Origin of the sequence: Leucobacter insecticola (assembly GCF_011382965.1) — a bacterium.
GTDB classification, from domain to species: Bacteria; Actinomycetota; Actinomycetes; order Actinomycetales; family Microbacteriaceae; genus Leucobacter; species Leucobacter insecticola.
On record NZ_CP049934.1, the window covers coordinates 1,727,175 to 1,740,580 of the forward strand.

Genomic DNA, 13,406 nt, shown 5'->3' on the forward strand with positions numbered 1-13,406 from the left:
CACCGCAGATAACTTCGAGTGCGCAGGCTGCAGGAACTGGTTCGCTGCTGTTGAACGAGAGCTTTTCTGGCTCTAGTGTCGCTGATGCGCGGGCGATTGGTTTGAATGATGCATGCCTGACAAACGCGACCTCCGCTCCCGGTGCAGGCGAATCGAACCTTGGTCCGTGCGCCAAAACCAATCTGAGCCCCACTCCCGGCAGCACAGGGTACTTGCAACTCACGGATGCGAGCAAGAACGCAACTGGTGGCATGGTGTTCGACCGCGCGCTGCCTTCTTCCGCGGGGATCGAGATCGAGTTTGACCAGGCGCAATACGGATCCGTTGAAAAGTGGGCGGCGGACGGTATCGGATTCTTCCTTTCCGACGGGTCTCGCAAACTCACCCGAACCGGCTCTTACGGAGGGTCGCTTGGATACGGGCAGAGCACTTCCCCGATGATTCCAGGTGTCGCTGGAGGTTACATGGGTCTGCTGAGGGTTTGGTTGAGTCAGGGGTTGTTATGCCGCCAACGCGACAGCATCCATCATAACCACTTCGAACTCGACCGGCGTCAGCTTCCCAAGCCGGCGCTGTCTGCGTTTACGGTGGTACTTCGCTTCAATCCAGTGCACAATCGCGAGCCGCAACTCTTGCCGAGTACGCCAGGCTTTACGATCGAGCACGTTCTTCTGCAGCAGACTGAAGAAGGATTCCATCGCAGCGTTATCCCCACACGCCCCCACCCTGCCCATCGACCCTCTCAACCTGTACCGTTTCAGGGCCTTCTGGAACTTCCTTGACCTGAATTGACTTCCGCGATCCGAATGCACAATCACGCCTTCAGGGTAGCCGCGCTGCTGGACCGCGTTCGTAAGCGCCTGAACCGCGAGCCTGGCCTTCATGCGCGGCCCCATTGACTGGCCGACGATCTTGTTCGACCAGAGGTCCTTGATCGCGCACAGGTACAGCTTCCCCTCACCTGTCCAGTGCTCCGTGATGTCGGTCAGCCACACTTGGTTCGGGCCAGTAGCGGTGAACTCACGCTTCACGAGGTCATCACCCACGGGCGGGCCAGCCTGCTGGTAGCGGCGCTTACGCTGCGTAATGACTGAACTGATGCCTGCAACATGACACAATCGCCACACCCTGCGTTCGCTCACCTGGTAGCCGAGGTCATGGAGTTCGTCAGCGAGGAACCGGTACCCGAGTTCGGGGTCGTCCTCGTGGAGTTCACGCAGCACGCTAATGAGGTGTTCTTCCTCAATCTCGCGCGCAGATTTCGGGCATTTCAGCCACTGGTAGTAGGCCTGTTCACTGAAACCCAACACCCGGCACGCCACCGCGACCGGCACCCTGACAGGGGCACCTGGCGCAGCCATCTCTTGGACGAGCGGGGAGATCATTTTGGGGTGTGATGTGTATCTGTGACAGGTATGCTGCCGCGCGACGGAGCACTTCGGTTTCCATCTCAAGCTCACGAATCCGTTTCACGGCCTTCGCCATCTCGGCCCGCTCGACAGGATCAGCTGACGGGGTCATTCCGTGGGACTGGAACCTCGCGTCGCGCACCCATGACTGCAACGCGGACTTCGAGACGCCAAGATCTTTACACACCGTCTTCTGCGAGATGCCCGACTCGACCAGCGCGACAGCGTCTCGCTTGAACTCATCACTAAACACATTCTTTGGCATGGTTGTTATCCTTCCAGCACAGCCTCAAAGCTATGCAATCTTAGACTCAACCAAACCCTCAGCAGACCCCATCGGTGTCGGGCTTGATGCTTGGGGAAACTACATTGGCGACTTTCGTGGGCTCGGAAACGGCTGTGCTGAAAAGTCACCGTTCCCGTATCAGGTCCGAAACAACGTAACCCTTCGTGGTCCAGGAGACGGATACAGCGGCTACTGCCTGCTTGCACACACCCCGGTTGATGATACGAAGCAGCATGATTTTCTCGACCCGACAGGCATCTCGGAGCTTCAGGGGAAGATTCACAGCGATAGCGGGCCGGAAGCAGCAATTCGCAATGTGCGTGTCAGCGTCTCTCCTGGTGACTTTCCAGAAGTCAAGGTCGATGTCGACTTCTCCGGCACCAAGACCAACTACCAGCAGGTTATCGACTACAAGATGGACAAGAAAGCACCGCCGACCTACAAGTTTGGTTTCAGCGGTTCAACCGGTGATTTTACTGATGTACATCTGATCAGCAACGTCTCGATCCGCTCGATCGATTCGCTCGAGGAATTACACCTCGTCAAGCAGGTTGACAATACTGACACGCAACCAGATGCGTATTCAGTCGGTGACACGGTACCGTATCAGTTCGTCGTAACGAACACCGGCGCGGAATCGGTGACGGATATCAAGGTCACTGATCCTCTCATCGCCAATATCTCATGCCCGGCAAAGAATCTGGGCCCTGCGGGTGGCGCAACCGCCTCGATGGTGTGCACGGGCTCACTCGTGCTGACCGAGGCACAGGCAAGCGATCCTTCAGGTAAACTCGTGAACACCGCGACCGCAACCGGCACCTCATCGCTGGGAAGTCAACTTTCCTCAACGTCACAGGCGACCGTAGCTGTCGTGGCTCCGGTCAAGAACGCGGCGTTGTCGCTTGCGAAGTCTGCGAAGCTGAACGATCTGAATGGGAACGGTCTTGCTGATGCGGGCGAAACGATCGACTACTCGTTTGTGGTCGAAAATACCGGGAACGTGACGGTGACGGGTGTGTCGGTTTCTGATCCGATGCTGTCCGGGGTGACGTGCGAGAAGGATTCGCTGGCTCCGGGTGAATCGACGACGTGTGCGGGTGATGCGCCGTATACGGTGACCGAGGCTGACGTGGTTGCTGGCTCGGTGAAGAATGTCGCGACCGCGAACGGTACGCCTCCCGAGGGTGTTGATCCGGTGGATCCTCCAACGGATGAGGTTGTCACACCCACAGTCCCTCCCGCAGCGCATCTGCTGATTCAAAAGACTGCGACGGTATTGGATCGTGCGCAATCTGCTCCCGCTGAGGTCGGAGACCAGATCAGCTACGGCTTCGTGGTGACGAACGACGGAAACGTCACTCTCAGTGGCGTCGAGGTGTCTGATCCTCTCGTCGGTGAGGTGGTCTGTGAGAAGACTGTTTTGGCACCGAGCGAGTCGACCTCGTGCTCTGCGAACACATATACCGTCACGGAGCAGGACAGCGTAGCGGGCTTCGTGCTCAATGTTGCGGTAGCAAACGCGTCAGCGCCCGAGGGAGTGAAGCCTCCGGAGGAAGCAAAGGGCGAAGCTCGGGTGGAGGTCATCCCCCGGCCGATGGTGGCGATAAGACCCCGCCGCCGACCGATGGTGGCGACAAGACCTCGAAGCCTGTGCCCGGGGGAGAAGCCCCTAAGGATGCAGCGTTGGCAAAGACTGGCAGCCCCGAGCAGATAGGCATCCTATTTGTGGGTGTGGGCGTCATTCTCGCCGGTGTCGTCACGCTTATGGTGCGACGACGACGGGCGAACTAAGCCTGAGCTGAGGCCGCCCCGTCCCCCTCGTGTGGCGGCCTCAGCGTCGGGAAGCAGGTCGCAGGTGAACTGCGGTTCCCCACGACCGAGCATCTCACATGGGCCCCATCCCCCCGGGGGCCCATATGTGGGACGAGGCCACGGATCTCGATTACTTGAGGTGCGTGGCCTCATTTTTCGGTTTTGCTTGTGCGCCACGCCGTAAACCACAGAAGTTTCTATGTTCGAGATGCGGCGGCCTCCCTCGCTGCGATATCGTAGGGGTGCAGGGCACGACGCCCTGTGAAAAGCCGCGAGTGTAGAAAAATGGGTGGGATTGTGAGCGCTGAAGATCAGGCCCGTCGTGAAGACAGTACCGAGGTGCGTTCGACTCAGCAGTTCCGCGAGGATCTAGGCTCCATGATTCGTAGCCGCGCAACGGATCTGACGATTGATGAGCGCGAGGCCGTTGAAGCCCTTCCTTCCGGTGCTGCGCTGCTGGTGGTCCGCCGCGGTCCGAATCTCGGTGCCAGGTTCTTGCTCGACCAGGATCTCACGGTGGCCGGGCGACATCCCGCCGTCGATATTTTTCTCGACGACGTGACTGTTTCTCGCCGACACGCCGAGTTCCGCCGTTCAGGCACGGAGTTCTCCGTTGCAGACCTCGGTTCCCTCAATGGCACCTTCTGTGACGGCGCGCGTATCGCAGGCGAGAGCCGCCTCTCAGATGGCGCCGAGGTACAGGTGGGCAAGTTTCGCTTCACGTTCTTCGCGTCCCGTTTCGACCTTGCAGAAGAGCTCTAGCGTGGCGGCAGCGGGGGCCCACCGCGTTACTGCTGGCCTCCTCAGTATTGGCCAGGTGCTCGCTCGCCTCCAAGACGACTTCGCGGACCTGACGCCCTCGAAACTGCGTTTCCTTGAAGAGCAGGGACTTGTCACTCCCGAACGCACAAAATCCGGGTACCGAAAGTTCTCACAGGAACACATTGAGCGTTTGCGTCTGATCCTGACCCTTCAGCGCGATCACTATCTTCCACTTAAAGTGATTGCCGAAGTGCTCGATGATCTTGACCAAGGCCTAGACCCGGTCATCCCCGGGGCAACCCCGAGGAATGCTTCAAGCGTGCTGGCCCCAAAGCGCGTACTCAGCAGTGATGAATTGCGCCGCTCGACCGGTGCTAGCTCGCGCTTCCTTGGAGAAGCGATCGCTGCCGGGCTGCTCCCGGCCGCGGAAGTTTTTCCTCACGATGCAGTGGCTCAACTGACCGCACTCTTGCGGTTGTCTGAGCGCGGGATCACCCCTCGGCACCTGCGGTCGCTTCGCGTGGCGGCTGAGCGTGAGGCTGAACTGATCTCGCACGCGGTTTCGACGCGAGGCGTGAAGAGTGGCACTCCGCTTGGTGCGGAAGACGCGCTTGAGCTCGCCGGCTACCTCGACACGGTGCGCTCCGGCGTGTTGCGGAGGCGGTTCGGCGGGCAGTGATTTGTGTGAGATCCGCGTAATTTCAACCTTCAATTGAAGCTTGAAGGCGGCTCGCGGAAAATGCCACTCTCCGGTCGTTGCGCGGGGCTGTGAGGGTGGGTAGCGTTGGTGGAGTTCGGTGCACGTGCATCGGCGCGGAAAGGAACACTCATGGAGCACCCTCAACTGCCGTCGGGTGACTCGGAATCTCCTTTTGTCAAGCAGGCGTCAATGGGTGACGATTTGCTGTTTGATGATGGTCTGCCGAGGCCGAATCAGGACGGTGGCTTCAAGGGCGCGACCGCCGCGCGCGCAGCTGGTATCAGTTACCGCCAGCTCGATTACTGGGCGCGCACGGGGCTCGTTGAGCCGACTGTGCGAGAGGCAAAGGGATCCGGATCGCAGCGTCTGTATGGGTTCCGCGACATCCTGGTGTTGAAGCTCGTGAAGCGTTTGCTTGACACTGGGATTTCTCTTCAGCAGATTCGTACTGCCGTGAGTCAGCTGCACGAAGCCGGGGTGCACGATCTTTCCCAGACGACCCTCATGAGCGACGGTGCGAGTGTGTACCTGTGTACTTCAAGCGACGAGGTCATTGACCTTGTCAGTCGCGGCCAGGGCGTATTCGGCATCGCTGTCGGCAAGGTGCTGCGCGAGGTTGAGACGTCGCTCGTTGATATGGACGAGCACCGGGTTGAGGGCCTGAAGGAGTCGGCGGAGTCGAAGCTCGACGAACTCGCCGCCCGCCGAAACTCGCGGAAGATTTCTTAGAGCTCGCGCCGATAGGTGCGCCGTAGTGATGATGTGTGCGACCTATTGGCGCGACCTCTAAGCTAGCGTTTTAGGCCTCGTCCGTCACCACGGTTGCTCGGGCAGAGGATTCAGTAGCGGGCGAATCTGTGATGCCTGCCGAGCGAAGGATCCGGTCGAGTACCTGGTCGAAGTGAGCGGCCATCTCTTGTGACGCCTCTCCCGGCCACATGTGCACGGGCTTCGCTGCGCCTTGCGCCTGCTGCAGCGAAGGGCGCTCGGGGAGCTGAGGGTTCAGCACGAGCGGTCCGAACATCTCACGAAGCTCGCGGATCCTGAACTGGTGCTCGATCGACTGCGGCTGCGTGCGGTTGATCAGAACGCCGAGTGGCTGCAGTCTGGGGCTCACGCCGCGGCGAATCTCCTCGATCGCGCGCAGGGCACGATCAGTCGCAGCAACTGCGAACAGACTCGGTTCAGCCACGACGAGCACGCGATCGCTCGCGGCCCAGGCGGTGCGGGTGAGGGCATTGAGCGAGGGTGCGCAGTCAACGAGTACCAAGTCGTACTCCGACTCGACCGTGGCGAGGGCCTCTTCGAGTTTCCAGATATCACGCGCAGAGGGGTGAGGGCCGTCAAAGTTGATAGCGGAGGGGCTGCCGACGAGGAGATCAATTGTGCCGCCCTCGTGGTACTGATTCCAGCCGCTGTGCGCGATGGCGGAGCGAACTGTTTTCTCCTTCGGGCTCTCCAACACATCGGCGACATTCGCATAGCCGTCGGGGTTGACATCCAGTCCGGTAGAGACATCAGACTGAGGATCAAAATCGACCACCAGGGTCCGAAGCCCTCGGGAGAAGGCGGCAGAAGCCAAGCCGAGAGTCACGGTTGTCTTGCCGACGCCACCTTTAAGGGAGCTCACACTTAATACATGCACTCCAACAGTTTAGTTGATCCTGAATCGAAATCGCCCGGTGAACCAAGCAAGTTCGTGGTTGGGTGCCTGAGGAGGCCGCACACCGCAGCATCTTCGAGTCGTGAAAAATGTCCTGCGCACAGGGGAGATGAACTCGCTACGATGTACTCTGAAATCGAAATGACTCGACGGTCTGGGCAACCGGTGACAACAGATACAAGGGAGTGTTCCTGGATGTTCAGCAAGATTTTGGTCGCTAATCGTGGTGAGATTGCGATTCGCGCGTTTCGTGCGGCGCATGAGTTAGGTGCTGCGACGGTGGCGGTGTTCCCGTTTGAGGATCGGAACTCGCTGCATCGCTTGAAGGCGGATGAGGCGTATCTGATCGGCACGGAGGGGCATCCGGTGCGGGCCTACCTTGATGTTGCTGAGATTGTGCGGGTGGCGCGCGAGTCGGGAGCTGACGCGATCTATCCGGGCTACGGATTCTTGTCAGAGAATCCCGAGTTGGCGGCGGCGGCTGAAGCCGCCGGAATTCGTTTCATTGGTCCTGGCAGGCTGGCTCTTGAGATGGCGGGGAACAAGGTCGCTGCGAAGGAACACGCGATTGCTGCGGGTGTGCCGGTACTGCGTTCAACGCCGCCGTCTCAGGATCTTGACGCGTTGATCGCGGGCGCGAGAGAGATCGGGTTCCCGGTCTTCGCGAAGGCGGTTGCGGGAGGTGGTGGGCGCGGTATGCGCCGGGTGGAGCGTGAGGCTGATTTGCGTGACGCGCTCGAGGCGGCGATGCGGGAGGCGGAGTCCGCGTTTGGTGACGCGACGATGTTTATCGAGCAGGCGGTGTTGCGTCCGCGCCATATCGAGGTGCAGATCCTGGCCGACAAGACGGGCGCGACGGTGCACCTGTTTGAGCGCGATTGCTCGGTGCAGCGCCGCCACCAGAAGGTTGTGGAGATTGCGCCCGCCCCGAATTTGTCGCAGGAGCAGCGTGACGCGTTGACGCGTGATGCGGTGGCGTTTGCCCGCTCGATCGGCTACGAAAACGCGGGTACGGTCGAGTTTCTGATGGATACCGAGGGAGCACGCGCGGGTGAGCATGTGTTCATCGAGATGAACCCCAGGATCCAGGTTGAGCATACGGTGACCGAGGAGGTCACGGATGTGGATCTGGTGCAGTCGCAGATGCGGATCGCGGCCGGGCAGACCCTTGAAGAGCTCGGCTTGACCCAGGACCGGATCGTGTTGCGGGGGGCTGCGCTGCAGTGCCGGATCACGACGGAGGATCCTGCAAACGGGTTCCGCCCGGATCTTGGCCGGATCACCGCGTACCGGTCACCGGGCGGTGGCGGGGTGCGTCTTGATGGTGGCACGATCAACGCGGGCGCGCAGATCAGCCCGCACTTTGATTCGATGCTTGCGAAGCTCACTTGCCGCGGCCGTGATTTCGGGGCTGCGGTGACCCGGGCGCAGCGCGCGCTTGCGGAGTTTCGGATCCGCGGTGTCGCAACAAATATTCCGTTTTTGCAGGCGGTGCTGGCTGACCCGGACTTCCAGGCGGGTGATGTGTCGACGTCGTTCATTGAGGAGCGGCCAGAGCTGCTGAAGATGAACAAACCGAAGGATCGGGCGACGAGGCTGCTGCAGCATGTCGCGAACGTGACGGTGAATCAACCCAACGGGGCGAAGCCCGGGCCGATTGATCCCGCGGCGAAGCTTCCCAAGATTGATCTCGCGGCTGAGCCGCCCGCGGGATACCGCCAGCGGCTCCTGGAACTTGGCCCCGAGAAGTACGCGGCCGCGCTGCGCGCCCAGACCGCGCTCGCGGTGACGGAGACGACGTTCCGTGATGCGCACCAGTCGCTGCTTGCGACCCGGGTGCGTTCGAAGGATCTCGTGCGGGTGGCTCCGTATGTGGCGAGGCTTACGCCCGAGCTGTGGTCGGTGGAGGCGTGGGGCGGGGCAACCTATGATGTCGCGCTGAGGTTTTTGGGCGAGGATCCCTGGGAACGGCTTGCGAGCCTGCGCGAGGCGCTCCCGAATGTTCCGATCCAGATGCTTTTGCGCGGACAGAACACGGTCGGCTACACGCCGTACCCGAAACAGGTTGCGCAGGCCTTCGTGAAGGAGGCTGCCGCGACGGGCGTGGATGTGTTCCGGATCTTTGATGCCTTGAACGATGTGAAGCAGATGCAGGTCGCGATTGATGCGGTCCGGGAAACGGGCACCGCGGTGGCCGAAGTTGCGATGTCGTACACCGGGAACCTGTTGTCGCCTGCAGAGGACAAGTACACGCTCGACTACTACTTGCAGCTCGCAGACCGCATTGTCGAATCAGGGGCGCATGTGCTCGCGATTAAGGACATGGCGGGTCTGCTGCGTCCAGCGGCCGCGACGAAGCTGGTTACGGCGCTCAGGGAACGCTTTGACGTGCCGGTGCATCTCCACACGCATGACACACCGGGCGGGCAGCTTGCGACGCTGCTGGCAGCCTCCGCGGCGGGGGTTGACGCGGTGGATGTTGCTTCAGCCCCGATGTCGGGCACCACGAGCCAGCCGTCACTGTCCTCGCTCGTGGCTGCGCTTGCAGACACGGAGCGTGACACTGGCTTAGATGCCGACTCGGTGTACGCGCTTGAGCCCTACTGGGATTCGGTGCGATCGCTGTACAAGCCGTTCGAATCGGGGATCCCGTCACCGACGGGGCGCGTGTACACGCACGAGATCCCCGGCGGCCAGCTCTCCAACCTGCGCCAGCAGGCCATTGCGTTGGGGCTCGCAAACGACTTCGAGAAGATTGAAGACATGTATGCGGCGGCCGACCGGATCCTGGGCCGGATCCCGAAGGTGACCCCTTCTTCGAAGGTGGTCGGTGACCTGGCGCTGCACCTCGCTGCGGTAGACGCCGATCCTGCCGATTTTGAGGCGAACCCCGGCGCATACGACATTCCAGATTCTGTTGTCGGATTCCTTGCTGGGGAGCTGGGGGAGATCCCGGGCGGCTGGCCCGAGCCGTTCCGCACGAAGGTGCTCGCCGGGAAAGACATCAAGATCGAGGTCGCCCCGGTGGCAGACACCGATCAGGCTTTGTTGGACGGCACGAGCGCGGAGCGTCGCCAGACGCTAAACCGCCTGCTGTTCCCGGCCCCCACGGCCCAGTATGAGGCGGCGAAGGAACAGTACGGGGATCTTTCCGTGCTCGATACGAGTGACTACCTCTACGGGCTTGACGCGGGCGGTGAGCACGCGATCGATCTGTCGAAGGGTGTGCGCCTGTATGTCGGGCTCGAAGCGATCGGTGAGGCCGACGATAAGGGCGTGCGGACGGTGATGGTGCGCGTGAACGGGCAGTTGCGGCAGGTCTTCGTGAAGGACGAGAGTGTCGCGGTGTCTGTCCAGGTAGCGGAGAAGGCTGATCGTACGGTGCCGGGGCATGTTGCGGCCCCGTTCTCTGGCACGGTGACGGTGAAGGTCGCGGTGGGAGACACGGTTGAGGCGGGGCAGCCCATCGCGACGATCGAGGCGATGAAGATGGAGGCAGCGATCACGGCTCCCGTGACCGGTACTATCGAACGCGTCGCGTTTACAGGTGCTCGCCCGGTCGAGGCCAGCGACCTCATCGCCGTTATCGTTTAGTCGTCAGAGGAGTAAGCATGGCCGTCCGTGACATTCGCCTGTTTGGAGATCCCGTGCTGCGCACAGTCTGTGACCCGATTGGGGTCGTTGATGACGGGGTGCGCGCGCTGGTCGAAGACCTCTGCGAGACAGTCGACATGGATGGCCGTGCTGGCCTCGCCTCGACGCAAATCGGACACACCCAGCGTGCGTTTAGCCTGAATATCGACGGCGAGATCAGCTATGTGCTGAACCCGGAGATCGTCTCTCTTGAGGGCGAGCCGCAGCCAACCGGCGAAGGCTGCCTGTCAGTGCCGGATCTATGGTTCGAGGTGATGCGCTACCCGCGTGCCACCGTGCGCGGTATCGACCTCGATGGAAAAGTGATCGAGATTTCGGGGAGGGGCTGCTCGCCCAGGCGCTGCAGCACGAGTGCGATCATCTCGATGGCAAGCTCTACATTTCGCGCCTCGACCGCGAACAGCGCGGTGAGGCAATGCGCCAGATCCGCAGTGCCACTTGGTTCTAGTGTCCCGTGTCGCAAATTCGCTTCACATATCCCGGCACTCCGGCGGCGCATCACGTCGTTGTCGTCACTCGACGATGCAACGGCATCGCCTCACTCCTCCGCCTCGCGCTGCATCCACCGGAGCACCGGTATCTGCAAAGCAACTTGCGACACAGGACACTAGTGTCCCGTCTCCCGTGTCGCGGGCTGAGCTACTTGATCGTGCGGTACTTGCCATCTGATTCGTAGACCGTGCCGTCCTCACGCACGAGTCGCACGGAGCTTCCCAGATCCTCGCCCGCGAGAAAGCGGCGTTCGAGTTCGTCGGCTTCATCGCTCAGCTCTTCGATGCTGGCGAGATCGCTGCCGCCCATAAAGACGGTGGCACTCTTCAAATCAGTGAACAAGAACATGAAGTCGCGAATATAGTTGGGGTCGACCTTATCCCCGTCGGGCAGCCGATCATAGATGGTGCCATCCTTGATGGCTTCGAGGTACTCCTCGCGACTCACCGAGAGTCGATCCCGCAGCTGTTCAAGCGCACGCTCGGAAGACTCCTGGGACGGGGTTGAGGGGGTGGAGGGAGCTGAAGGCGTAGGCGCGGGCTCCGGGCGAGGCATCGCCGCAGACATGGTCATTACGACGCGGAACGTGCCGACGGTGAGGATCGTCGTGGCGCCGAACACAATGACCGCGCCGATGATGATCAGGGCAATGGCCCAGCCCGGGATCCAGTGCTTTCGGTTCTCCTGAATATTCACTACTTCCTCTGCATGTCGACGTTCTCTGTCTGCGGGTTATCGCCGTAGAGTTCGCCGATCTCGCGCGAGAAATCGCGCAGGATGTTGTCGCGCTTGATGCTCATCTTGGGAGTGAGATGCCCATTTGCCTCAATGAAGTCCGTGGGCAGGATCACAAACTTACGAATTGACTCGGCCCGTGAGACGAAACGGTTGCCGCGGTCGATCGCGACTTGCACCTCGGCGAGTACCTTGGGATTCTTAGCTGCAACCTCCCTCGACATCTTCGGATCTTCCCCATTGTTCTTCAGCCAAGTGGGCAACATTTCCATGTCGAGGGTCACGAGCGCCGCGATAAACGGCTTCTGGTCGCCGACCGCCACGACCTGGCTGATGATCGTATTCGAGCGAATCGGATCCTCGAGCGCGGCGGGTGAGACATTCTTGCCGCCGGCGGTGACGATGATCTCTTTCTTGCGCCCGGTGATGGTGAGATAGCCCTCGCTGTCGAGTGAACCGAGATCACCTGTGCGGAAGAAACCGTCGTCGGTGAAGGCAGCCGCTGTGGCCTCCGGGTTGTTCCAGTACTCCTTGAAAACGTCGATGCCCTTGACCTCGATTTCGCCGTCTGCAGCGACACGCACCGTGTGGCCGGGGAGCGGCGGACCGACGGTGCCGATCTTGAAGTGATCGGGCAGATTGACGGTCACCGGGGCGGTTGTCTCAGTTAGGCCGTAGCCCTCCAAGATCTTCACACCGAGGCTGCGGTAGAAGTGGCCGAGATAGTGGCTGAGGGGCGCCGATCCCGAAACCGCGAATTGCACACGGCCGCCGAGCCGCTGACGCAACTTGGCGTACACGAGCTTGTCGTAGAGCTTAAATTGGAGGCCAAGCATGAACGGTACCTTGCCGGCATCAAGGGCTTCGGAGTGCCGCACGGCAACCGCCGCTGCGGTGCGGAAGATCTTGCCCTTGCCGTCGGCTTCGGTGTTCTGCTCAGCGGAGTTGTAGACCTTCTCGAATACTCGCGGCACCGCAAGCAGGAACGTCGGTTTGAACGAGCCGAGCGACGGCAACAATTGTGAAGTGTCGGGCTGGTGGCCGACCCGCACGCCGCCGTGCACACACAGCACCGAGATGAAGCGGGCAAAGACGTGCGCGAGGGTGACGAACAGCAGCGTCGAGGAGCCCTCCTGCTGCACGACCTGATACAGCGCGGCTCCCGCGTTCCGCGACAGATCGACGAAGTTCGAGTGGGTCAGCACACACCCCTTCGGGCGGCCGGTGGAGCCGGAGGTGTAAATCAGCGTTGCGATGTCGCTGCCAACCGCAAGGTTCCGGCGGCGTTCGATCTCCTCGTCGTCCACGGAAGCGCCGGCGAGGGAGAGTGACGCGATGGCGTCCTCGTCCATGCGCCAGAGGAGCTCGGTGTGGGGGACATCGCTTCTGATCTCATTGAAGTGTTCGGCGTGTGCGGCTGTTTCCGTGAGGAGGCCGCGTGCGCCCGAGTCTTCCAGGATCCAATGCAACTGCAGTGCAGAGGAGGTCTCGTAGACCGGCACCATGATCGCGCCGGCGTAGTGCAGCGCAAAGTCTACGAGCGTCCACTCGTAGCTTGTTTTGCACATGAACGCGATTCGGTCGCCCGGCTGCACACCCGCCGCGGCGAAGCCCTTTGCGAGAGCGATGACCTGGGCACGGAACTGCGTAGCCGTGATATCGCGCCAGCCCCCGCCATCGGGAACGGCGAAAAGAATACGGTCGGGCGTGGCTTCAACCCGCTGTTCAAGCAGATCGGTGATGTTGTCTTCCGGGATCGGTGGAACCTGGATGGGCATTTCGGACAGATTCATGGCAGCTCCTTTGACACCTCGTATCGGCCTCCGACGCGGCAGGGTTCTCGCCGCGCTATGTTGTTGCAAACAGCCTATATGCATAGCCCGTGGAACTCGG

The 13,406-nt window shown here is 61.1% G+C and carries 9 protein-coding genes and 1 pseudogene; 6 read left to right on the forward strand and 4 right to left on the reverse strand.

All coding sequences use genetic code 11. The features are described from left to right. Positions 1 to 500 precede the first annotated feature (500 nt). Positions 501 to 1,674 (reverse strand): IS3 family transposase gene (locus tag G7067_RS07930; RefSeq protein ID WP_166323323.1). Its coding sequence is split into 2 segments (ribosomal slippage): positions 501 to 1,395 and positions 1,394 to 1,674, totalling 1,176 coding nucleotides; the frame shifts between segments, so codons are not numbered across the junction. Here G7067_RS07930 and G7067_RS07935 point away from each other — a divergent pair. The 4 genes from G7067_RS07935 (at position 1,673) to G7067_RS07950 (ending at position 5,698) form a co-directional block, all read left to right on the forward strand. Continuing rightward, the gene (locus G7067_RS07935; RefSeq protein WP_166323325.1) at positions 1,673 to 3,409 is read left to right on the forward strand and encodes a DUF7507 domain-containing protein; all 1,737 of its coding nucleotides are present in this window, start codon (positions 1,673 to 1,675) and stop codon (positions 3,407 to 3,409) included. The two genes, G7067_RS07930 and G7067_RS07935, sit on opposite strands and share 2 nt — an antisense overlap. 383 nt (positions 3,410 to 3,792) lie before the next feature. After that, positions 3,793 to 4,269, forward strand: a complete 477-nt coding sequence (locus tag G7067_RS07940) for an FHA domain-containing protein (protein ID WP_166323327.1) — start codon at positions 3,793 to 3,795, stop codon at positions 4,267 to 4,269. Position 4,270: 1 nt separating this feature from the next. Next, the gene (gene ftsR / locus G7067_RS07945; protein ID WP_244301016.1) at positions 4,271 to 4,948 is read left to right on the forward strand and encodes a transcriptional regulator FtsR; all 678 of its coding nucleotides are present in this window, start codon (positions 4,271 to 4,273) and stop codon (positions 4,946 to 4,948) included. Between the two features lie 210 nt (positions 4,949 to 5,158). Continuing rightward, positions 5,159 to 5,698: a MerR family transcriptional regulator gene (locus G7067_RS07950; RefSeq protein WP_166325956.1), complete on the forward strand. Its 540-nt coding sequence runs from the start codon at positions 5,159 to 5,161 to the stop codon at positions 5,696 to 5,698. A gap of 70 nt (positions 5,699 to 5,768) precedes the next feature. Here G7067_RS07950 and G7067_RS07955 read toward each other — a convergent pair whose 3' ends face one another. After that, entirely contained in the window at positions 5,769 to 6,614 is an 846-nt protein-coding gene (locus tag G7067_RS07955) for a ParA family protein (protein ID WP_166323331.1), read from the reverse strand. A gap of 213 nt (positions 6,615 to 6,827) precedes the next feature. Between G7067_RS07955 and G7067_RS07960 the strand changes: the two genes are divergently transcribed. Next, on the forward strand, positions 6,828 to 10,226 hold the full coding sequence (locus G7067_RS07960) for a pyruvate carboxylase (RefSeq protein ID WP_166323333.1): 3,399 nt from the start codon (positions 6,828 to 6,830) through the stop codon (positions 10,224 to 10,226). A gap of 17 nt (positions 10,227 to 10,243) precedes the next feature. Further along, positions 10,244 to 10,734: pseudogene (def, locus tag G7067_RS07965) on the forward strand (peptide deformylase). A gap of 191 nt (positions 10,735 to 10,925) precedes the next feature. Here the strand turns inward: def and G7067_RS07970 are convergent. Together G7067_RS07970 and G7067_RS07975 are read right to left on the reverse strand one after the other, a co-directional pair. Beyond that, positions 10,926 to 11,474 carry a hypothetical protein gene (locus G7067_RS07970; protein ID WP_166323335.1) on the reverse strand — a complete coding sequence of 183 codons (549 nt, stop codon included), beginning with the start codon at positions 11,472 to 11,474 and terminating at the stop codon, positions 10,926 to 10,928. Then, the gene (locus tag G7067_RS07975; RefSeq protein WP_166323337.1) at positions 11,474 to 13,306 is read right to left on the reverse strand and encodes an AMP-dependent synthetase/ligase; all 1,833 of its coding nucleotides are present in this window, start codon (positions 13,304 to 13,306) and stop codon (positions 11,474 to 11,476) included. The genes G7067_RS07970 and G7067_RS07975 overlap by 1 nt, the downstream gene beginning before the upstream one ends. Between the last annotated feature and the right edge of the window lie 100 nt (positions 13,307 to 13,406).